Annotated in this window: 20 protein-coding genes; all 20 read left to right on the top strand. The window is 37.7% G+C overall.

The window, feature by feature from the left end; all coding sequences use genetic code 11:
• Positions 1 to 14: 14 nt before the first annotated feature.
• The 20 genes from hslU to truB all read left to right on the top strand — a co-directional run bounded on the left by hslU (position 15) and on the right by truB (position 22250).
• Positions 15 to 1406 carry an ATP-dependent protease ATPase subunit HslU gene (gene hslU, locus AC1DMU_RS00605; RefSeq protein ID WP_060488429.1) on the top strand — a complete coding sequence of 464 codons (1392 nt, stop codon included), beginning with the start codon at positions 15 to 17 and terminating at the stop codon, positions 1404 to 1406.
• Between the two features lie 77 nt (positions 1407 to 1483).
• Positions 1484 to 2263 (top strand): GTP-sensing pleiotropic transcriptional regulator CodY, encoded by a 780-nt coding sequence (gene codY, locus AC1DMU_RS00600; protein ID WP_000421290.1) that lies wholly within the window; start codon positions 1484 to 1486, stop codon positions 2261 to 2263.
• A gap of 350 nt (positions 2264 to 2613) precedes the next feature.
• On the top strand, positions 2614 to 3315 hold the full coding sequence (gene rpsB, locus AC1DMU_RS00595) for a 30S ribosomal protein S2 (protein WP_048546000.1): 702 nt from the start codon (positions 2614 to 2616) through the stop codon (positions 3313 to 3315).
• A gap of 103 nt (positions 3316 to 3418) precedes the next feature.
• Positions 3419 to 4306: a translation elongation factor Ts gene (gene tsf, locus AC1DMU_RS00590; protein ID WP_048545999.1), complete on the top strand. Its 888-nt coding sequence runs from the start codon at positions 3419 to 3421 to the stop codon at positions 4304 to 4306.
• 66 nt (positions 4307 to 4372) lie between these two features.
• Positions 4373 to 5095 (top strand): UMP kinase, encoded by a 723-nt coding sequence (gene pyrH, locus AC1DMU_RS00585; protein WP_000042666.1) that lies wholly within the window; start codon positions 4373 to 4375, stop codon positions 5093 to 5095.
• A 2-nt stretch (positions 5096 to 5097) separates the two neighbouring features.
• On the top strand, positions 5098 to 5655 hold the full coding sequence (gene frr, locus AC1DMU_RS00580) for a ribosome recycling factor (protein WP_000531506.1): 558 nt from the start codon (positions 5098 to 5100) through the stop codon (positions 5653 to 5655).
• Positions 5656 to 5740: 85 nt separating this feature from the next.
• The gene (gene uppS / locus AC1DMU_RS00575) at positions 5741 to 6517 is read left to right on the top strand and encodes an isoprenyl transferase (protein WP_000971311.1); all 777 of its coding nucleotides are present in this window, start codon (positions 5741 to 5743) and stop codon (positions 6515 to 6517) included.
• 17 nt (positions 6518 to 6534) lie between these two features.
• Positions 6535 to 7326 (top strand): phosphatidate cytidylyltransferase, encoded by a 792-nt coding sequence (gene cdsA / locus AC1DMU_RS00570; protein WP_088064285.1) that lies wholly within the window; start codon positions 6535 to 6537, stop codon positions 7324 to 7326.
• Between the two features lie 23 nt (positions 7327 to 7349).
• Positions 7350 to 8492: a 1-deoxy-D-xylulose-5-phosphate reductoisomerase gene (gene dxr, locus AC1DMU_RS00565; RefSeq protein WP_000790363.1), complete on the top strand. Its 1143-nt coding sequence runs from the start codon at positions 7350 to 7352 to the stop codon at positions 8490 to 8492.
• A gap of 16 nt (positions 8493 to 8508) precedes the next feature.
• Positions 8509 to 9765: an RIP metalloprotease RseP gene (gene rseP / locus AC1DMU_RS00560; RefSeq protein ID WP_060488431.1), complete on the top strand. Its 1257-nt coding sequence runs from the start codon at positions 8509 to 8511 to the stop codon at positions 9763 to 9765.
• Positions 9766 to 9874: 109 nt separating this feature from the next.
• A complete protein-coding gene (locus AC1DMU_RS00555) occupies positions 9875 to 11575 on the top strand; it encodes a proline--tRNA ligase (protein ID WP_046956487.1) in 1701 nt (566 codons plus the stop codon).
• A 124-nt stretch (positions 11576 to 11699) separates the two neighbouring features.
• A complete protein-coding gene (locus tag AC1DMU_RS00550; protein ID WP_048545990.1) occupies positions 11700 to 16001 on the top strand; it encodes a PolC-type DNA polymerase III in 4302 nt (1433 codons plus the stop codon).
• A 333-nt stretch (positions 16002 to 16334) separates the two neighbouring features.
• A complete protein-coding gene (gene rimP / locus AC1DMU_RS00545; protein WP_000359099.1) occupies positions 16335 to 16805 on the top strand; it encodes a ribosome maturation factor RimP in 471 nt (156 codons plus the stop codon).
• A 17-nt stretch (positions 16806 to 16822) separates the two neighbouring features.
• Positions 16823 to 17929, top strand: a complete 1107-nt coding sequence (gene nusA / locus AC1DMU_RS00540) for a transcription termination factor NusA (RefSeq protein WP_000102596.1) — start codon at positions 16823 to 16825, stop codon at positions 17927 to 17929.
• A gap of 11 nt (positions 17930 to 17940) precedes the next feature.
• A complete protein-coding gene (rnpM, locus tag AC1DMU_RS00535; RefSeq protein ID WP_000071127.1) occupies positions 17941 to 18213 on the top strand; it encodes an RNase P modulator RnpM in 273 nt (90 codons plus the stop codon).
• Positions 18214 to 18525 (top strand): YlxQ family RNA-binding protein, encoded by a 312-nt coding sequence (locus AC1DMU_RS00530; protein WP_001286521.1) that lies wholly within the window; start codon positions 18214 to 18216, stop codon positions 18523 to 18525.
• 4 nt (positions 18526 to 18529) lie between these two features.
• Positions 18530 to 20590, top strand: coding sequence for a translation initiation factor IF-2 (gene infB / locus AC1DMU_RS00525; protein WP_000036353.1), 2061 nt, complete (start codon positions 18530 to 18532; stop codon positions 20588 to 20590).
• The gene (locus AC1DMU_RS00520; RefSeq protein ID WP_000582364.1) at positions 20587 to 20868 is read left to right on the top strand and encodes a DUF503 domain-containing protein; all 282 of its coding nucleotides are present in this window, start codon (positions 20587 to 20589) and stop codon (positions 20866 to 20868) included. Before infB ends, AC1DMU_RS00520 begins: the two co-directional genes overlap by 4 nt.
• 15 nt (positions 20869 to 20883) lie before the next feature.
• Complete coding sequence (gene rbfA, locus AC1DMU_RS00515; protein ID WP_000776445.1) at positions 20884 to 21240, top strand: 30S ribosome-binding factor RbfA; 357 nt, start codon at positions 20884 to 20886, stop codon at positions 21238 to 21240.
• Between the two features lie 86 nt (positions 21241 to 21326).
• Positions 21327 to 22250: a tRNA pseudouridine(55) synthase TruB gene (gene truB / locus AC1DMU_RS00510; protein WP_046957399.1), complete on the top strand. Its 924-nt coding sequence runs from the start codon at positions 21327 to 21329 to the stop codon at positions 22248 to 22250.
• The last annotated feature ends 11 nt before the right edge of the window (positions 22251 to 22261 follow it).

Raw genomic sequence — 22261 nt, 5'->3', positions numbered from 1 at the left:
GGGAGGCATTTTATATGCATTTACATTTTACTCCGCGTCAAATTGTGGAAAAATTAGATCAATACATTATCGGTCAAAAAGATGCGAAGAAAGCGGTTGCTGTAGCTTTAAGAAATCGATATCGTCGAAGTAAATTAGCTGAAAATCTACGTGATGAAATTGCGCCTAAAAATATTTTAATGATTGGACCGACAGGTGTTGGTAAAACAGAGGTAGCACGACGAATGGCGAAACTCGTTGGAGCACCTTTTATTAAGGTTGAAGCTACCAAATTTACAGAAGTTGGATATGTAGGTAGAGATGTAGAATCGATGGTACGTGACCTTGTGGAAACGTCAGTTCGTATCGTGAAAGAAGAAATGGTAATTAAAGTACAAGACAAAGCAGAAGAACAAGCGAACCAACGTCTTGTTGAAATTTTAGTGCCGAGTCCGGAGAAACAATCTGGATTTAAAAACCCATTAGAAATGCTATTTGGCGGTGCTCAAAATTCGAATCAAACATCTGATGCACAGGAAGATGGTGAAATCGAAAAGAAACGTCAAGATGTGGAAAGAAAGCTTGCTGCAGGACTTCTTGAAGATGAAATTGTATCGATTGAAGTGACTGAGCAACAGTCTTCCATGTTCGATATGTTACAAGGAACTGGTATGGAACAAATGGGAATGAATTTCCAGGATGCATTAGGAAGTTTTATGCCGAAAAAAACAAAAAAACGTAAACTTTCTGTGAAAGAAGCAAGAAAACTCTTGACAAATGAGGAAGCACAGCGCTTAATTGATATGGATGAAGTTACACAAGAGGCTGTTTATCGTGCTGAACAGCTCGGGATTATTTTTATCGATGAAATTGACAAAATTGCTGGTAAGCAGTCGAATAGCGTAGATGTATCACGTGAAGGTGTGCAACGTGACATTTTACCAATTGTAGAAGGATCGAATGTTGCGACAAAATACGGATCAGTAAAAACGGATTATATTTTATTCGTTGCAGCTGGAGCGTTTCATATGTCTAAACCGTCGGATTTAATTCCGGAACTGCAAGGGAGATTTCCGATTCGAGTAGAATTAACAAAATTATCGACAGATGATTTTGTTAAAATATTAATCGAGCCTGACAATGCGTTAATTAAACAATATATGGCTTTATTAGCGACTGAAGGTATAGAAATTGAATTTTCAGACGAAGCTATTCGTAAGATTGCTGAGATTGCTTATCAAGTTAATCAGGATACAGATAATATTGGAGCAAGAAGACTTCATACGATTATGGAGAAACTCCTTGAAGATTTATCGTTTGAAGCATCTGAAATTACGTTAGAGAAAATAACGATAACACCTCAATACGTTGAGGAGAAATTAGCAACGATTGCTAAAAATAAAGATGTGAGCCAGTTTATTTTGTAATAGTGTCATCAGGTGACTCGCCCTAGTTTCCAAGTGATGAAAAAATATGTAAGTAACATGTAGGAGGAACTTTTGAAATGGAATTATTAGCAAAAACAAGAAAATTAAATGCGTTATTACAGAGCGCAGCAGGAAAGCCTGTAAACTTTAGAGAAATGTCTGACACAATGTGTGAAGTAATTGAAGCGAACGTATTCGTAGTAAGTCGTCGTGGTAAATTACTAGGTTATGCAATTCACCAACAAATTGAGAATGAGCGTATGAAACAAATGCTTGCAGAGCGTCAATTCCCGGAAGAGTACACGCAAAGCTTATTCAACATTACAGAAACATCTTCAAACTTAGATGTAAACAGTGCTTACACAGCATTCCCAGTAGAAAATAGAGAATTATTCGGTCAAGGTTTAACTACAATCGTACCAATCGTTGGTGGTGGTGAGCGTCTAGGCACATTAGTGTTAGCTCGTCTTGGTCAAGAGTTCTTAGACGATGATTTAATCCTTGCTGAATACAGTTCAACTGTAGTAGGTATGGAAATCTTACGTGAAAAAGCAGAAGAAATCGAAGAGGAAGCACGTAGTAAAGCTGTTGTTCAAATGGCGATTAGCTCATTATCTTACAGTGAGTTAGAAGCAATCGAGCATATCTTCGAAGAATTAAATGGAACAGAAGGTTTACTTGTTGCAAGTAAAATTGCTGATCGCGTAGGAATTACTCGCTCTGTAATCGTAAATGCACTACGTAAATTAGAAAGTGCTGGTGTTATTGAGTCTCGCTCTTTAGGTATGAAAGGAACATACATTAAAGTGCTAAACGACAAGTTTCTACAGGAACTTGCTAAATTAAAAACAAACTAATTTATAAAACTCTCCTCGTTTTTTGAGGAGAGTTTTTTGTGTGTAAAAGATTAATGGTGTCTGTAAAAAGCGTCATAATCATGTTCTTTGGAAAAGCTATGAGTTGAATTTCACTTTTTTGCTTAAAAGAAATGCAGGTTGGTAATACTAGAATTCGAGTGTGAACAAAGAAAGTTTTACATTGTTCGCATTTTCGACTTGATTGTAATATTTCAGTATGATATAGTAAGCAGTGGTGTCAGTACAAAGTACACACGTTTGCTGATTTAAGTGTTGGTGCTACGTTTGTAGTTTCGCTTAGAGATGAAGTAAACGGAGGATATCAAAAACCATTTAGGAGGAACTATATTATGTCAGTAATTTCTATGAAGCAATTGCTTGAAGCTGGTGTTCATTTCGGACATCAAACTCGTCGTTGGAACCCAAAAATGAAGCGTTACATTTTCACAGAGCGTAACGGTATCTACATCATCGACTTACAAAAAACTGTGAAAAAAGTTGAGGAAGCTTACAGAACGATGCGCGACATCGCTGCTGAAGGTGGAGACATTTTATTCGTAGGTACTAAAAAACAAGCACAAGAAGCTATTAAAGAAGAAGCAACTCGTGCTGGTATGTACTTCGTTAACCAACGTTGGTTAGGTGGAACTTTAACAAACTTCCAAACAATCCAAAAGCGTATCAAGCGTCTTAAAGACATCGAAAGAATGCAAGAAGATGGTACTTTCGAAGTACTTCCTAAGAAAGAAGTTGTTCAACTTAAAAAAGAGTTAGAGCGTCTTGAGAAATTCTTAGGCGGTATTAAAGATATGAAAGGTCTTCCAAGTGCATTATTCATAGTAGACCCTCGTAAAGAGCGTATTGCAGTTGCTGAAGCACGCAAATTACACATTCCAATCATCGGTATCGTTGATACAAACTGTGATCCAGACGAAATCGATCACGTTATCCCAGCAAACGATGATGCAATTCGTGCTGTAAAACTTCTTACATCTAAAATGGCAGACGCGATCCTTGAAGCAAAACAAGGTGAAGAAACTGTTACTGCGTAACAAATTTGGAAAGGTGATAAGGGGTTCGGCCTTTTATCACCTTTTTTAAGGTATAAACGCCTTTATAAAAGGTATAAATACATATTTTAGGAGGATGAAAAATATGGCAATCACTGCACAAATGGTAAAAGAACTTCGTGAAAAAACAGGCGCAGGTATGATGGACTGCAAAAAAGCTTTAACTGAGACTAATGGCGACATGGAGAAAGCAATTGACTTCTTACGTGAAAAAGGTATTGCAAAAGCTGCTAAAAAAGCAGACCGCATCGCTGCTGAAGGCTTAACTTTCATCGAAACAAACGGTAACGAAGGTTTAATCTTAGAATTAAACTCTGAAACTGATTTCGTTGCGAAAAACGAAGGTTTCCAAGCATTAATTAAAGAATTAGCTGCACACTTATTAACTAACAAACCAGCTAACATTGAAGAAGCTATGGCTCAAACAATCGAAGGCGGCAAAACAGTAGAAGAGCACATCAACGAAGCAATCGCTAAAATTGGTGAAAAACTTACACTTCGTCGTTTCGAAATCGTATCAAAAACTGATGCTGATGCATTCGGCGCTTACCTACACATGGGTGGACGTATTGGTGTATTAACAGTTCTTGAAGGTTCTACTGACGAAGCTGCTGCTAAAGATGTAGCAATGCACATCGCAGCAGTTAACCCTAAATACATCGACCGCGATGCTGTAACAGCTGAAGAAGTTGAGCATGAGCGTCAAGTATTGACACAACAAGCTTTAAACGAAGGCAAGCCTGAAAAAATCGTTGCAAAAATGGTTGAAGGCCGTCTAGGCAAATTCTTCGAAGAAATTTGCTTACTTGACCAAGCATTCGTTAAAAACCCTGATATGAAAGTTCGTCAGTTCGTTGAGTCTAAAGGCGGAACATTAAAAGGATTCGTTCGCTACGCTGTTGGTGAAGGTATCGAAAAACGCGAAGACAACTTTGCTGAAGAAGTAATGAACCAAGTAAAAGGTAGCAACTAATAAAGATTAGGGAACACATTGTGTTCCCTTTTTTAAAATAAAGATGTAAGCAATTGGAGGTTCATTATGAGTAAACCGAAATATAATCGTGTCGTATTAAAGCTAAGCGGAGAAGCGTTAGCTGGCGAACAAGGATTTGGAATTAACCCGTCTGTTATTAAATCAGTTGCGGAACAAGTGAAAGAAATTGCAGAACTTGATGTAGAGGTTGCTGTTGTTGTTGGTGGCGGAAACATTTGGCGTGGAAAAATCGGAAGTGAAATGGGAATGGATCGTGCTGGAGCAGATTACATGGGTATGTTAGCAACAGTTATGAACTCATTAGCTCTTCAAGATAGCCTAGAGAACATTGGAATTCAAACTCGTGTTCAAACTTCAATCGAAATGCGTCAAGTAGCAGAGCCTTACATTCGTCGTAAAGCAATTCGTCATCTAGAGAAAAAACGTGTTGTGATCTTTGCAGCAGGTACAGGTAACCCATATTTCTCTACAGATACAACGGCAGCACTACGTGCAGCGGAAATCGAAGCAGACGTTATCTTAATGGCGAAAAACAATGTAGATGGCGTATATAATGCAGATCCATCTCTTGACCCAACAGCTACGAAATACGAAACACTTACTTACTTAGATGTATTAAAAGAAGGTTTAGGTGTAATGGATTCAACAGCTTCTTCTTTATGTATGGACAATGATATTCCATTAATTGTATTCTCGGTTATGGAAAAAGGTAACATTAAACGTGCCGTTTTAGGCGAAAATATCGGAACAGTTGTAAGGGGGAAATAAATATGGGACAACAAGTATTGAAGTCTTCAAATGAAAAAATGGAAAAAGCAGTTGCTGCTTACTCTCGTGAATTGGCAACAGTTCGCGCAGGTCGTGCAAGCTCGTCTGTATTAGATAAGGTACAAGTTGATTACTATGGTGCACCAACACCTGTTGTGCAATTAGCGAACATTACAGTTCCAGAAGCACGTTTACTTGTAATTCAACCTTATGATAAAACTTCTATCGGTGATATTGAAAAAGCAATCTTAAAAGCAGATTTAGGCTTAAATCCTTCTAATGATGGAACTGTAATTCGTATTGCATTCCCTGCATTAACAGAAGAGCGTCGTCGCGATCTTGTAAAAGTTGTGAAAAAATATGCTGAAGAAGCAAAAGTTGCTGTTCGTAACGTACGTCGTGACAGTAACGATGATCTTAAGAAGCTTGAAAAAGCTGGCGATATTACAGAAGATGATTTAAGAGGATATACTGAAGATATCCAAAAAGAAACAGATAAATATATTGCAAAAGTTGACGAAATCGCAAAAAACAAAGAAAAAGAAATCATGGAAGTGTAATAGCGATACCTTCGCAAATATGACCCTCTTCTTAAGGGGGTCTTTTTACACTTTTAGGCATACGTCTGCTTGCTGGAGGGTATGAATGATGTTTAAAAACTTTCCTTTTTTTAAAAGTAAAAAGGTCGCATCGTTTGATCATCTCGTTGAAAAAGTGAAAAAAGGATACATCCCAGAACATATTGCCATCATTATGGATGGTAATGGAAGATGGGCAAAGAGGAGAGCGATGCCTCGTATTGCGGGACATCATGAAGGCATGCAAGTTGTAAAGAAAATCACAAAATTTGCAAGCAAACTTAATGTGAAAGTGTTAACTCTTTATGCTTTTTCAACTGAGAACTGGAAAAGACCGAAAAAGGAAGTTGACTATTTAATGAGGCTTCCAGAAGAATTTCTAGGTACATTTTTACCAGAATTGATTGAAGAGAACGTACAAGTCCGAGTGATAGGACAACAAGATCGTCTTCCTACGCATACACGCAGAGCGATGGAAAAGGCCATGGAAGATACGAAAGAGAATACGGGATTAATTCTTAATTTCGCGTTAAACTATGGAAGTCGAGATGAGATCGTTTCTGCTGTGCAACATATGGTGAAAGATAGTGAGGAAGGAAAAATTCGTGTTGAAGATGTAAGTGAAGAAATGCTTTCTTCCTACTTAATGACGAGTTCTTTACCTGATCCAGAGTTGTTAATTCGTACGAGCGGAGAGCTACGTATTAGTAATTTCATGTTATGGCAAATTGCATATTCGGAGTTTTGGTTTACAGATGTGTATTGGCCAGATTTTACCGAGGAACATTTGCTAAATGCGATTACAGACTTTCAACATAGAGGGCGCAGATTCGGAGGCGTGTAGAAAGAGAGGGTTTGGTAGTGAAACAGAGAATTATTACTGGAGTGGTTGCTGCCGCGCTATTCATTCCCATCGTAATTTACGGTGGCGTGCCTTTTACGGTTTTAGTGTATGCACTTGCTTCTACAGGTTTATATGAATTAATTCGTATGAATAAGCTTACGCTTATTTCAATACCAACAGTTTTAGCTGCAGTATTATTATGGGTTATTTTAATTCCAAGCAGTGCATCAGAACTGTTTACTTGGATTGGATTAGGTAAATTAGAAATCACATTTGTGATTGTTTTATTACTTTTATCATATACAGTCCTTTCTAAGAATACATTTACTTTTGACCATGCTTCCTTTTTACTAATGGCAACAACATATGTTGCAATGGGATTCTTATATTTGAATGAAACGAGAATTTTAGGAATTAAATATGTGTTTTGCGCATTATTTGTTATATGGGCTACCGATTCAGGCGCATATTTCGTAGGGAAAGCATTAGGAAAAAGAAAATTATGGCCAGAAATTAGTCCGAATAAAACGATTGAAGGTTCATTAGGCGGCATCGTTTGTGGGATTGTTGTGGCACTTGTTTACAATATGTTCTTCCCAGTTGAGGCTAATGTAGGGATTTTAATTGTGTTGACAATTATCATTTCTATTTTTGGACAAATTGGTGATTTAGTACAATCTGCATTTAAACGTCATTATGGCGTAAAAGATTCAGGTACAATTTTACCTGGACATGGTGGTATATTAGATCGAACAGATAGTTGGTTATTTGTTTTACCAATTCTCTACTTCTTATTACAATACAATTAATAAATGAACGAGGGGTTGGAGTCATGAAAAACATTAGTTTATTAGGTGCAAGCGGATCAATTGGTACACAAACTTTAGATGTATTACGCTCGCACCCAGACCAATTCCGTCTCGTTGCTTTTTCTGTAGGGAAAAATATTGACTACGCAGTAAAGGTAATTCAAGAATTTTCTCCGCAAATTGTCTCTGTGCAAAGAGAGGAAGATGTTTTAAAATTACAAGCTGTCTCTGGTAATACAAAAATTGTATATGGTAGTGAAGGGCTTTTAGAAGTAGCATTACATCCAGATGCAGAGATTGTAGTAAATGCTGTTGTAGGTAGCGTAGGGTTGTTACCAACACTTCGTGCAATTGAGGCGAAAAAAACAATCGGAATTGCAAACAAAGAAACGTTAGTAACCGCAGGGCATCTTGTAATGGAAGCAGCACGAAAACATAATGTTTCGTTACTTCCAGTAGACAGTGAACATTCAGCTATTTTTCAATGCTTGAATGGTGAAAATGAAAAAAGAATTTCTCGACTAATTATTACGGCTTCTGGTGGAAGTTTCCGTGATAAAACGAGAGATGAATTGCATCATGTGACCGTAGAAGATGCGCTTCGACATCCAAACTGGTCAATGGGTTCGAAAATTACAATTGATTCTGCTACAATGATGAATAAGGGGCTAGAAGTAATTGAAGCACATTGGCTTTTTGGTATCCCTTATGAGCAAATCGATGTTGTTTTACATAAAGAAAGTATTATTCATTCTATGGTTGAATTTGAAGATCGTAGTGTGATGGCACAGCTTGGTTCACCTGATATGCGAGTACCAATTCAATACGCACTTACATATCCTGATCGATTACCTCTTTCAGACACAAAGCAGTTAAATTTATGGGAAATGGGAACATTGCATTTTGAGAAAATGAACCAAGAACGTTTCCGTTGTTTGCGTTTTGCGTATGAAGCTGGAAAAACAGGTGGAAGTATGCCAGCTGTAATGAATGCAGCGAATGAAGTAGCTGTTGAAGCGTTTTTACAAAAGAGAATTGGTTTCTTAACAGTGGAAGACCTCATTGAAAAAGCAATGAACCATCACAATGTCATTGCACGTCCGAGCTTAGAGGAAATTCTGGAAATTGATGCAACCACAAGACGGTTTGTGATGGAACAAATTTAGCAAAGGTGGTATGGAATTGAATACAGCGATTGCCTTTATATTAATTTTCGGTGCACTCGTATTTTTCCATGAGCTAGGGCATCTATATTTCGCAAAAAGAGCAGGTATTTTATGCCGTGAGTTTGCGATTGGTTTTGGTCCGAAAATATTCTCATTTGAAAAGAATGAAACGGTGTATACGATTCGATTACTGCCCCTTGGTGGCTATGTAAGAATGGCTGGCGAGGATGCAGACACAGTTGAGTTAAAGCCTGGAAAAAAGGTTGGCCTTGTATTAAATGAAAAAGACGAAGTTGCGAAATTAGTTTTTGATGGATATGAAAAGTATCCAAATGTTCGTGTCATTGAAGTCGAACAAGCTGATTTAGAGCATAATTTAACAATTTCGGGCTATGAAGAGTACGAGGAAGAGCTTCAAACATTCCGAGTGAATGAAAAGGCTCGTATTATTACTGCTGGTGAAGAAATACAAATTGCTCCGTATAATAGGCAATTCGGCTCCAAGAAATTGGGTCAACGTGCCTTAACAATCTTTGCAGGTCCTGCAATGAACTTCATTTTAGCATTTGTTATTTTTGTGATTCTTGGATTTGTACAAGGTGTTCCTGTTGACAAGCCAATGGTCGGAAAAGTAATGGAGAATAGTGCAGCCGAGCAAGCCGGATTAAAAGAAAATGATACAATTCAAGCAATCGATGGGAAAAACACAAGTACATGGAAAGATGTTGTTACCATTGTACGTGGAAACCCAAATAAAGAAATTACGTTACAAGTAAAGCGTGATAATGAACAGTTTAATGTAAAAGTAACGCCAACACTCGATAAAGAAGGAAAAGACGAAGTAGGTAGAATTGGTGTTTACTCTCCAGTAGAGAAAACAGTAATGGGTTCTATTAAATCAGGATTTGAACAAACATACCAATGGACAAAACTAATTTTTGATTCACTTGTGAAATTAGTAACTGGTCAATTCTCTATTAATGAGTTGTCAGGTCCAGTAGGAATTTATAATCTAACAGATCAAGTCGTAGATTATGGATTTACGCGTGTATTAAGTTTAGCAGCAGTTTTAAGTATTAACCTTGGTTTATTTAATTTACTACCAGTCCCTGCTTTAGACGGTGGACGTTTGTTCTTCTTCTTAATTGAAGCGTTACGAGGGAAACCAATTGACCGCCAAAAAGAAGGAATGGTTCACTTTATTGGTTTTGCATTATTAATGTTACTTATGTTAGTTGTAACTTGGAATGACATTCGTAAGTTTTTCTTGTAAAATAAAGTGAAACTTATAATGAAATAGAGCTCGTAGAATAAAATCCCTCACCTAACTCGAGGTGAGGGGTTTTACTGCGTGTAAGAGTAAAATGAAGAGGTGCGAATAAATGAAACAAAGTATGGTATTCAGTCCTACATTACGTGAAGTTCCAGCTGATGCGGAGATTAAGAGTCATCAGTTATTACTTCGTGCAGGTTTTATGCGTCAAAATGCTTCTGGTATTTATAGTTTTCTACCATTTGGATTAAAAGTACTACACAAAGTAGAACGTATCGTTCGAGAAGAAATGGAGCGCGCAGGAGCTGTAGAATTATTAATGCCAGCGATGCAAGCTGCAGAATTATGGCAAGAATCAGGCCGTTGGTATTCTTACGGATCTGAATTAATGCGTATGAAAGATCGTAACGCTCGTGAATTCGCATTAGGAGCGACACATGAAGAAGTAATTACGGATCTTGTACGTGATGAAGTGAAATCATATAAAAAATTACCGTTAACATTGTACCAAATTCAAACGAAATTCCGTGATGAACAAAGACCTCGTTTCGGTTTATTACGTGGAAGAGAGTTTCTAATGAAAGATGCATACTCTTTCCATGCTACACAAGAGAGTTTAGATGAAGTATACGATCGCTTATACAAAGCATACTCTAACATTTTTGCTCGTTGTGGCTTGAATTTCCGTGCAGTTATTGCTGACTCTGGAGCAATGGGCGGAAAAGATACGCATGAATTTATGGTATTATCTGAAGTTGGTGAAGATACAATTGCATACTCTGATACATCTAATTATGCAGCAAACATCGAAATGGCTCCTGTGGTAGCTACGTATACGAAGAGTGATGAAGCAGAAAAGGCACTTGAAAAAGTAGCAACACCAGATCAAAAAGCAATTGAAGAAGTATCTGCATTCTTAAACATTGAAGCTGACAAGTGCATTAAGTCTATGGTATTTAAAGTAGATGAGAAATTAGTAGTTGTACTTGTTCGTGGTGATCATGAAGTAAACGATGTAAAAGTGAAAAATGTATACGGCGCTTCAGTTGTTGAGCTTGCTTCTCATGAAGAAGTGAAAGAGTTATTAAACTGTGAAGTTGGTTCTTTAGGACCGATTGGTGTAACAGGTGATATCGAAATTATCGCAGACCATGCTGTAGCATCAATTGTTAACGGATGTTCAGGAGCGAACGAAGAAGGGTTCCATTATGTAAATGTAAATCCAGAACGTGACTTTAAAGTAAGTCAATATACAGATTTACGCTTCATCCAAGAAGGAGACCAGTCTCCAGATGGAAATGGAACAATTCTTTTCGCACGCGGAATTGAAGTTGGCCATGTATTCAAATTAGGAACTCGTTATAGTGAAGCAATGAACGCAACATTCCTAGATGAAAACGGAAAAACACAACCACTTATTATGGGTTGTTACGGTATCGGTGTATCTCGTACAGTGGCAGCAATCGCAGAGCAGTTTAATGATGAGAACGGTTTAGTTTGGCCAAAAGCTGTTGCACCGTTCCATGTGCATGTAATTCCAGTAAATATGAAATCTGATGCGCAACGTGAAATGGGTGAAAACATCTACAACTCATTACAAGAGCAAGGGTACGAAGTATTACTAGATGATCGTGCAGAACGTGCAGGTGTTAAATTTGCAGATGCAGATTTATTCGGCCTTCCAGTTCGCGTGACAGTTGGTAAAAAAGCAGACGAAGGTATTGTAGAAGTGAAAGTACGTGCTACAGGCGAGTCTGAAGAAGTGAAAGTAGAAGAACTTCAAACATATATTGCAAATATTTTAAAATAAGAAGAGGTACCTCGTAATGAGGTACCTTCTCTTTCTTTGTAAACGTATTTTGTAAAAGAAGAAGGGAGAAATCTTTCTTTGTAGTACGTTTCAATTTATAATAGCAAATGGAAGGAGAGTGCTTATGTCTTTAACAAATGAACAACAAGAGCGATTTCAAATTTTGCTCCAGCAGTTGCAAATACCAGACGACCTTATAAATCAATATTTACAAGGTGGTGGCATTGAAAGGCTCGTTATTGATAAAACGAATAAAAGTTGGCATTTTGATTTACAAGTGCCACGAATTTTGCCTACAGAATTATATGAATTGCTAGAAACAAAGCTTAAGCAATCATTTTCTCATATTGCAAGAACAACATTTGCATTAGAAACAGAGAATAAACAATTTACAGAAGAAGAAGTGAGGGCGTATTGGCCACTTTGTACGGAACGAATTACATTTTCACCTATGTTTGCTTACTTAAAAAAGCAGCTTCCGCAGGTGAATGGAGTGAAGTTGCTAATAAATGTGAATAATGAGCTGGAATCTACTGCTTTAAAGAAAAACGTTGCGAAACCAGTAGGGGATCAATACGAAACTTTTGGATTCCCGCGTTTTCAGTTAGACACACATATACAGCAAAATACAGAAGAAATGCAAAAGTTTCGTGAGCAAACGCAGCAAGAAGATCGTGAACGTGTTATACAAGCTATGGAAGAAATGGCAAAGAAGCAAGCTGAAGAAAGTAGCGTTGTGCATGAAGGACCGGTTGTACTCGGATATCTTATTAAGCCGGATGAAGAGATTACACCGATGCGAGAAATTCAAGATGAAGAAAGAAGAAAAACAGTTCAAGGGTATGTCTTCCATGTAGAAACGAAAGAGCTACGTAGTGGCCGTACGTTATTAACTTTAAAAATAACAGACTATACGGATTCAATTATGATCAAAATGTTCTCGCGTGACAAAGAAGATATTCCAATGCTGCAATCCTTGAAAAAAGGAATGTGGGTGAAAGCGCGTGGTTCTGTTCAAAATGATACATTCGTTCGAGATTTAGTAATGATTGCAAATGATATAAATGAAATAACAGGACCGTCTCGTAAAGATAAAGCGCCAGAAGGTGAAAAACGTGTAGAGCTGCATCTTCACACACCGATGAGCCAAATGGACGCTGTTACTCCTGTTTCTAGACTTGTTGCCCAAGCAGGTAAATGGGGACATGAGGCAATCGCTGTTACAGACCATGCTGTTGCGCAGTCTTTCCCAGAGGCATATTCTGCGGGTAAAAAGGCTGGGGTTAAAGTTATATATGGTGTAGAGGCGAATTTAGTTAATGATGGTGTACCGATTGCATATAACGAAGCGCATCGTTTACTTGCAGAGGAAACTTATGTTGTTTTCGACGTTGAGACGACAGGTTTATCAGCTGTATATGATACTGTTATCGAGTTAGCGGCTGTAAAAGTAAAAGGTGGCGAAATTATTGACCGCTTTGAATCTTTCGCAAATCCACATCAACCATTATCTGCGACGATTATTGAATTAACAGGTATTACAGATGATATGTTAACGGATGCACCAGAAGTGGACGAAGTGTTTAAAAAGTTTGAAGAATGGATGGGCGACCATACACTTGTTGCTCATAACGCAAGTTTTGATATGGGCTTTATTAACGTAGGTTTTAAAAAGGCTGGACTAGAAAAAACGAATAATCCTGTTATTGATACGTTAGAACTTGCAAGATTCTTATTCCCGGAAATGAAAAACCATCGATTAAATACGATGTGTAAAAAGCTTGATATTGAATTAACGCAACATCACCGTGCGATTTATGATACAGAAGCAACGGGATACTTACTTGTGAAAATGTTAAAAGATGTGATTGAAAAGGGATTTGAATATCACGATCAATTAAATGATAGCATGGGGCAAGGGGATGCGTATAAGCGTGGACGTCCAAGTCATATGACGTTACTTGCGACATCAGATGTAGGGTTGAAAAATTTATATAAACTTGTTTCCTATTCTCACCTAAATTACTTTTACCGTGTACCACGAGTACCAAGGTCACTATTAAAAAAATATCGTGAAGGAATTTTAGTAGGAACGGCTTGTGATAAAGGTGAAGTGTTTGAGGCGATGATGCAAAAAGCTCCTGAAGAGGTAGAAGAAATTGCGCAGTTCTATGATTACATTGAAGTAATGCCTCCAGAGGTGTTACGTCATTTAGTAGAGCGTGAACTTGTTCGAGATGAGGGACAATTAAAAACAATTATTTCTAACTTAGTAAAACTAGGTGAGACGTTAGATAAACCAGTTGTTGCTACAGGAAACGTGCATTATATAGATCCAGAGGATGCAATGTATCGCAAGATTTTAGTCAGTTCGCAGGGCGGAGCCAATCCGTTAAACCGACATTCATTACCACCTGTACATTTCCGTACAACGGATGAAATGTTAGAGTGTTTTTCATTCTTAGGTGAAGACGTAGCGAAAGAAATTGTTGTAACGAATACACAAAAGATTGCATCATTAATTGGTGATGTTCATCCAGTGAAAGATGATCTATATACACCGAAAATTGAAGGTGCAGATGATGAGACGCGTGATATGAGTTATAAAATGGCGCGTAGCATTTATGGTGAAGAGTTACCTGAAATTGTAGAAGCACGTTTAGAAAAAGAATTAAAAAGTATTATTGGGCATGGATTTGCCGTAATTTATTTAATTTCACATAAGCTTGTGAAAAAATCGTTAGTAGACGGATATTTAGTAGGTTCGCGTGGATCGGTAGGTTCATCATTCGTTGCAACGATGATGGAAATTACAGAAGTAAACCCATTACCACCACACTATGTATGTCCGAAGTGTAAGCAATCAGAATTCTTTAATGATGGTTCTGTAGGTTCTGGTTTTGACTTGCCGGATAAAGAATGTCCTGCATGTAATGTTCCATACGTGAAAGATGGACATGATATTCCGTTCGAAACGTTCCTTGGATTTAAAGGAGATAAGGTACCCGATATCGATCTGAACTTCTCCGGGGAATACCAACCACGTGCCCATAACTATACGAAAGTACTGTTCGGTGAAGATTATGTATACCGTGCGGGTACAATAGGTACAGTTGCGGAAAAAACGGCTTATGGATATGTAAAAGGTTATGCAAATGATCATAATTTAACGATTCGAAATGCAGAGATTGACCGCTTAGTAGCAGGATGTACGGGCGTAAAACGTACAACCGGACAGCATCCAGGTGGTATTATCGTTGTGCCAGATTACATGGATATCTTTGATTTCTCACCAATTCAGTTTCCGGCAGATTCAATAGGGGCTGAGTGGAGAACGACACACTTTGATTTCCACTCCATTCATGATAATTTATTGAAACTTGATATACTAGGACACGATGATCCTACTGTTATTCGTATGTTACAAGATTTAAGTGGTATTGATCCGAAAACAATCCCAACAGACGATCCGGAAGTAATGAAAATTTTCTCAGGCCCGGAATCGTTAGGGGTAACGGAAGAACAAATTAACTGTAAAACAGGTACACTTGGTATACCAGAGTTTGGTACGAAATTCGTAAGGCAGATGTTAGAAGAGACGAAACCTACGACATTCTCTGAGTTAGTCCAAATCTCTGGACTATCACATGGTACAGACGTATGGCTTGGTAATGCAAACGAGTTAATTTATAACGGTACATGTACGCTGAGTGAAGTTATCGGTTGTCGTGATGACATCATGGTATATTTAATCTATCAAGGTTTAGACCCATCATTAGCCTTCAAAATCATGGAGTCAGTTCGTAAAGGTAAAGGTGTACCGGAAGAATGGGAAGATGACATGAAAAGTAATAATGTACCAGGTTGGTATATTGATTCATGTAAGAAAATAAAGTACATGTTCCCTAAAGCCCATGCGGCTGCTTACGTACTTATGGCTGTACGTATTGCATACTTTAAAGTACATTTCGCGCTTCTATTCTATGCGGCATACTTTACAGTTCGTGCAGATGACTTTGATGTAGAGGCGATGGCGAAAGGTTCAGCATCTATACGTGTAAGAATTGATGAAATTGCGCAAAAAGGTTTGGATGCAGCGCCGAAAGAGAAAAGTTTATTAACAGTACTAGAAATGACACTTGAAATGTGTGAGCGTGGATACTCATTCCAAAAGGTTGATTTATACCGTTCGCATGCAACAGAATTTATTATTGATGGGGATACTTTAATTCCTCCATTTAATGCAGTGCCTGGACTTGGTACAAATGCAGCTTTAAGTATTGTAGAAGCACGCAAAAATGGAGATTTCTTATCAAAAGAAGATTTACAGCAGCGCAGTAAGGTTTCGAAAACAATTATTGAGTATTTAGATAGTCAAGGTTGCTTAGGCGATCTACCTGATCAAAACCAGTTATCACTGTTCTAATAGGTAGGAAAATTCTTTGCAAATCAACATTTGCTATGGTATACTATTAACCGAGATAACCATGTCATGTATATTGTGTAAAAAAAAGAGTGGGGAAACCCACTCTTTCGTGTTACTATCTACGTTTTATTGATGTGGAGAGGTAAGAAATTTCTGTCGTATATACATATTTTGTTACAAGTTTTACTTCTTAAATTTGGTAATACTAAGACAGATATTCCCTGCTTAACGGCAGGGGCTTTTGTTAGCTAACGAGAAAGAATAAGATGGACCGTTTTTATGGACGGGGTCTTTTCTTGTAAATGGTACATGGCGGCAGGAAGGAGGCTGTTTATGGATAAGAAAGTCACAGAAGTTGTAGAAGCATTTGCGCAGCCAATCGTTGAAGAGTTAAATCTTGAACTTGTAGATGTAGAGTATGTGCAAGAAGGACAAGACTGGTTCTTACGCGTATTCATCGATTCTGAAAAGGGAGTCGACATTGAAGAATGCGGTGCGGTAAGTGAACGTTTAAGCGAAGCTTTAGATAAAGAGGATCCAATTCCTCATCTTTACTTTTTGGATGTATCATCTCCTGGAGCGGAACGCCCATTAAAGAAAGAGAAAGACTTCCAGCAAGCGGTAGGAAAACAAGTGGCAATTAAAACATATGAGCCGATTGATGGTGAAAAAATGTTTGAAGGAAAGCTACTTTCCTACGATGGTACTACAATTACATTATTATTAACAATTAAAACACGTAAAAAAGAAATCCAAATTTCAATGGATAAAGTTGCAAATGCGCGACTTGCTGTTACGTTTTAGTTAGAAGGGGGATCTTCATGAGCACTGAGTTGTTAGATGCCTTGCTCGTATTAGAGTCAGAAAAAGGAATTAGCAAAGATATTATTATTGATGCGATTGAAGCAGCGTTAATCTCTGCTTATAAACGCAATTTTAACCAAGCACAAAACGTTCGTGTGAGCTTTAACCCAGAAGTGGGAACAATTCAAGTTTTAGCACGTAAAGACGTTGTTGATAATGTGTTTGATCCACGTCTTGAAATTTCTGTTGAAGAAGCAAGACAAATTAATCCAAACTATCAAGATGGTGACGTACTAGAGATTGAAGTAACACCAAAAGATTTCGGTCGTATTGCAGCACAAACTGCAAAACAGGTTGTAACACAACGAGTGCGCGAAGCAGAGCGTGGTGTTATTTACTCTGAGTTTAGTGACCGTGAAGAAGATATCATGGTGGGTATCGTACAACGTCAAGATGCTCGTTTCATCTATGTAAGCTTAGGGAAAGTAGAAGCTTTATTACCTGTAAGTGAGCAAATGCCAAACGAACAGTACAAACCACATGATCGTATTCGTGTATTCATTACGAAAGTAGAAAAAACAACGAAAGGACCACAAATTTACGTATCACGTACACATCCTGGTCTTTTAAAACGTTTATTCGAAATGGAAGTTCCTGAAATTTATGATGGAACTGTTGAAATTCGTTCTGTAGCACGCGAAGCAGGCGATCGCTCTAAAATTTCTGTACATGCAGAGAACATTGATGTTGATCCAGTAGGTTCTTGTGTAGGACCGAAAGGACAACGTGTACAACGCATTGTAGACGAACTAAAAGGCGAAAAGATTGACATCGTTCGCTGGTCAAATGATCCAGTAGAATATGTTGCAAATGCTTTAAGCCCATCACAAGTTGTTAAAGTGCTTGTAGATGAAGAAGAAAAAGCAACAACAGTTGTTGTTCCAGACCACCAACTGTCATTAGCTATTGGTAAGCGTGGACAAAATGCACGTCTTGCAGCTAAATTAACAGGTTGGAAAATTGATATTAAGAGTGAGTCTGATGCGAAACAACTTGGTATTGTAACAGAAGAAGATAGCGTAATCGCATTCGGATTCGATTCAGTTGAAGACGAAATCGAATAGAGGTGATGAGTATGAGCAATCGAAAAGTTCCGTTACGAAAATGTGTTGCAACGCAAGAAATGAAATCAAAACGAGAGCTCGTTCGCATTGTTCGTTCCAAAGAGGGAGAAGTGTCCATTGATTTAACTGGAAAGAAATCAGGACGAGGTGCTTATTTATCAAAAGATAAAGAAAGTATTCTTCAAGCCCAAAAGAAAAATGTTTTGGAACATCATCTAAAAGCGAAAATCGACGGTTCTCTATACGAAGAGCTTCTTGAGCTTGTTGAGAAGGAGTCGAAATAAGTGTCCGATTGGAAATCGTTTTTAGGACTAGCAAACCGGGCTCGGAAAATTATTTCGGGTGAAGAACTTGTTTTAAAAGAAGTACGAAGTGGCAAAGCAAAACTTGTATTGCTATCTGAAGATGCGTCAGCAAATACTACAAAACGCATCACGGATAAAGCGACGTATTACAACGTACCAATGAGAAAGGTCGAAAATCGACAACAATTAGGGCATGCGATTGGGAGAGACGAGCGAGTCGTTGTAGCTGTGTTAGATGAGGGCTTTGCGAAAAAGCTGCGTAGCATGCTCGATACAAATTACCGGGGGTGAAGGTATGAGTAAAATTCGAGTGCATGAATATGCAAAACAACATAATATCTCAAGTAAAGATCTTATGACAAAACTAAAAGAAATGAATATCGAGGTTTCGAATCATATGACAATGTTAGAAGATGAAGTAGTAAATAAATTAGATAATGCGTATCAAACTGAAAAACCTTCTGTTGCAGATGAGTTTGAAGTAGAAGAAAAAGTTGTTCGTAGTAAAAAGAACAGCAATAAGAAAAAGAAAAAAGGCAAAGGAAATGAAGACAAACGTCAAGATAACTTTGCTGGAAGACAACAAACACAAACTGTAGAAACACCAGATAAAGTTACTTTCTCTGGAAGTCTTACAGTAGGTGAGCTTGCTAAAAAATTAAGCAAAGAGCCATCTGAAATTATTAAGAAGCTCTTTATGCTTGGAATTATGGCAACAATTAACCAAGACTTAGATAAAGATACAATTGAGTTAATTGCTACTGATTATGGTATTGAAGTAGAAGAAGAAGTAGTTGTAAGTGAAACTGAATTTGAAACATTCATCGATGAGCAAGATGATGAAGAGAACTTAAAAGAGCGTCCAGCTGTAGTTACAATTATGGGGCACGTTGACCATGGTAAAACAACTTTACTTGACTCTATCCGTAATTCAAAAGTAACTGCAGGCGAAGCAGGTGGAATTACTCAGCATATTGGTGCATACCAAGTTGAAGTAAATGACAAGAAGATTACATTCTTAGATACGCCTGGTCACGCGGCATTTACAACGATGCGTGCTCGTGGTGCGCAAGTAACGGATATTACAATCCTTGTTGTTGCAGCTGATGACGGTGTTATGCCACAAACAGTTGAAGCAATTAGCCATGCGAAAGCAGCTGGAGTACCAATTATTGTAGCTGTGAATAAAATGGATAAACCAGCGGCAAATCCTGATCGTGTAATGCAAGAATTAACAGAATATGAATTAGTTCCAGAAGCTTGGGGCGGAGATACAATTTTCGTACCAATTTCTGCAATTCAAGGTGAAGGAATTGACAACTTATTAGAAATGATTCTTCTTGTAAGTGAAGTAGAAGAATATAAAGCAAATCCAAACCGCTATGCAACTGGTACTGTAATCGAAGCACAGCTTGATAAAGGTAAAGGAACTATCGCGACATTACTTGTTCAAAACGGTACACTTCGAGTTGGAGATCCAATCGTTGTTGGTACTTCATTCGGACGTGTTCGTGCAATGGTAAGTGATATTGGTCGTCGTGTAAAAGTTGCTGGTCCATCAACTCCTGTTGAAATTACAGGTTTAAACGAAGTACCACAAGCAGGAGATCGTTTCATGGCATTCGCTGATGAGAAGAAAGCTCGTCAAATCGGTGAATCACGTGCACAAGAAGCGTTACTTGCTCAGCGTGGTGAAAAATCTAAATTAAGCCTTGAAGATTTATTCCAACAAATCCAAGAAGGCGATGTAAAAGAAATTAACTTAATTGTGAAAGCAGACGTACAAGGTTCTGTAGAAGCAATGGCAGCGTCACTTCGTAAAATTGATGTTGAAGGTGTTAAAGTTAAAATTATCCATACAGGCGTAGGTGCGATTACAGAATCTGATGTTATTTTAGCTTCTGCATCTAATGCAATTGTAATTGGATTTAACGTACGCCCTGATGTGAATGCGAAGCGTACAGCTGAATTAGAGAATGTTGATGTTCGTTTACACCGTATTATCTATAAAGTAATCGAAGAAATCGAATCAGCAATGCAAGGTATGCTGGATCCAGAATTCGAAGAAAAAGTAATCGGTCAAGCGGAAGTACGCCAAACATTCAAAGTAACAAAAGTTGGAACAATCGCAGGTTGTTACGTGATTGACGGTAAAATTACACGTGATAGTGGCGTGCGTATTATCCGTGATGGCGTAGTAATTTTCGAAGGACAACTTGATACGTTAAAACGTTTCAAAGATGACGTAAAAGAAGTTGCACAAAACTATGAGTGTGGTATTACAATTGAGAGATATAATGATCTTAAAGAAGGGGACATCATTGAAGCGTACATTATGGAAGAAGTGAAGCGATGATTATCGCTTCACTCTCATTCGAGTGTATGATTTACGATGTGCATTCTTTAAAAGAGAAACGAGCAATTTTGCAACGGGTGCTAACTCGTGTGAAGCAGCGTTATAATGTAGCTGTTTCAGAAGTAGGGCATCAAGATGTATGGCAACGTACAGAAATTGCAATTGTTTCTGTATCCTCTAATCGTGTTATTTGTGAAAAAGAAATGAATCGTGTACTCGAGTACATCGATTCATTTCCTGAAATTGAACGTACAATAACACAATTGGAATGGTATTGAATGAGGTGAAGAGTTATGAAATTACGTGCAAACCGTGTAGGCGAGCAAATGAAAAAAGAATTAGGCGACATCATCAGTCGTAAAATTAAAGATCCACGTGTTGGATTTGTTACAGTAACAGATGTACAAGTGAGTGGAGATTTACAAATTGCTACAGTATATATTTCTGTTTTAGGTGATGAGGAACAGAAAGAAAGTACATTAAAAGGTTTAGCGAAGGCAAAAGGTTTCATTCGTTCAGAAATTGGCCAGCGTATTCGTCTTCGTAAAACACCGGAAATTTCCTTTGAGTTTGATGAGTCTATCGGATATGGTCATCGAATTGATACACTTTTACATCAAATTAATAAAGACGGTAAACGTGAAGAATAATGGATAGACATTTGTCTATCCATTTTTTCAATGCAAAATTAATTTTGGATAATTACTATGAAAGAATTATGATGAGGTGAACATATATGGAAGGTGTAGTATTATTACATAAGCCAAAAGGCATGACATCACATGATTGTGTATTTAAATTAAGAAAGATATTGCGTGAGAAACGAATTGGTCATACAGGAACATTAGATCCAGATGTAACAGGAGTATTACCTATTTGTGTAGGACGAGCAACGAAGATTGCACAATTTTTAACAAGTGAGACGAAAACATATGAAGGTGAAGTAACACTTGGATTTTCAACGACAACTGAAGATGCTTCTGGTGAAGTTGTTGAAAGGAAAAATGTAGATCGTGTTATTACTCGTAAGGAAGTAGAAGGGGCTCTTGCTGCATTAACAGGTACGATTGAACAAATGCCTCCGATGTTTTCAGCTGTAAAAGTTAACGGAAAAAAATTATATGAATATGCAAGAGCAGGACAAGAAGTTGAACGTCCAGTTCGTACAATTACAATTCATGAATTTGTATTACTAGATGACCGTGAAGTGTTTGAGGGAGAAAATATTTCATTCCGTTTCCGTGTAACGTGTAGTAAAGGGACATATGTAAGAACGTTAGCAGTAATGATTGGTGAAAAACTTGGTTTCCCATCACATATGTCTCACCTTGTAAGAACAGCTTCTGGTGAGTTTTTATTAGAAGATTGCATATCATTTGAAGAAATTGAAGAAAACGTGCAAAATGGAACAGTAGAGTCTATCTTCATTTCAATTGATGAAGCATTAAGTAAGTTTCCGAAAATGGTTGTAGATGAAAAGCAAGCAGAGAAAATAAAGAATGGTATGTTCTTAAAAAATGAATTGCAAATAACGGCGCCATTTATAACAGTGTTTGATACAAATAATCGTTGCCTTGCAATTTATGAGCACCATCCAAAACACCCTGGTATGCTAAAGCCGATGAAAGTACTTGTGAATAATCAAGAACTAAAGCTATAATGAATTATTGG

Source organism: Bacillus sp. 01N45 (genome assembly GCF_056399205.1).
The sequence above is the reverse complement of the archived record's forward strand: the minus strand, read 5'-3'. Positions and strand labels throughout refer to the sequence as shown.

Coding starts and splice junctions, on each gene's coding strand:
- hslU (WP_060488429.1), top strand. CDS start 15: ATGCATTTACATTTTACTCCGCGTCAAATTGTGGAAAAATTAGATCAA.
- codY (WP_000421290.1), top strand. CDS start 1,484: ATGGAATTATTAGCAAAAACAAGAAAATTAAATGCGTTATTACAGAGC.
- rpsB (WP_048546000.1), top strand. CDS start 2,614: ATGTCAGTAATTTCTATGAAGCAATTGCTTGAAGCTGGTGTTCATTTC.
- tsf (WP_048545999.1), top strand. CDS start 3,419: ATGGCAATCACTGCACAAATGGTAAAAGAACTTCGTGAAAAAACAGGC.
- pyrH (WP_000042666.1), top strand. CDS start 4,373: ATGAGTAAACCGAAATATAATCGTGTCGTATTAAAGCTAAGCGGAGAA.
- frr (WP_000531506.1), top strand. CDS start 5,098: ATGGGACAACAAGTATTGAAGTCTTCAAATGAAAAAATGGAAAAAGCA.
- uppS (WP_000971311.1), top strand. CDS start 5,741: ATGATGTTTAAAAACTTTCCTTTTTTTAAAAGTAAAAAGGTCGCATCG.
- dxr (WP_000790363.1), top strand. CDS start 7,350: ATGAAAAACATTAGTTTATTAGGTGCAAGCGGATCAATTGGTACACAA.
- AC1DMU_RS00555 (WP_046956487.1), top strand. CDS start 9,875: ATGAAACAAAGTATGGTATTCAGTCCTACATTACGTGAAGTTCCAGCT.
- AC1DMU_RS00550 (WP_048545990.1), top strand. CDS start 11,700: ATGTCTTTAACAAATGAACAACAAGAGCGATTTCAAATTTTGCTCCAG.
- rimP (WP_000359099.1), top strand. CDS start 16,335: ATGGATAAGAAAGTCACAGAAGTTGTAGAAGCATTTGCGCAGCCAATC.
- nusA (WP_000102596.1), top strand. CDS start 16,823: ATGAGCACTGAGTTGTTAGATGCCTTGCTCGTATTAGAGTCAGAAAAA.
- rnpM (WP_000071127.1), top strand. CDS start 17,941: ATGAGCAATCGAAAAGTTCCGTTACGAAAATGTGTTGCAACGCAAGAA.
- infB (WP_000036353.1), top strand. CDS start 18,530: ATGAGTAAAATTCGAGTGCATGAATATGCAAAACAACATAATATCTCA.
- AC1DMU_RS00520 (WP_000582364.1), top strand. CDS start 20,587: ATGATTATCGCTTCACTCTCATTCGAGTGTATGATTTACGATGTGCAT.
- rbfA (WP_000776445.1), top strand. CDS start 20,884: ATGAAATTACGTGCAAACCGTGTAGGCGAGCAAATGAAAAAAGAATTA.
- truB (WP_046957399.1), top strand. CDS start 21,327: ATGGAAGGTGTAGTATTATTACATAAGCCAAAAGGCATGACATCACAT.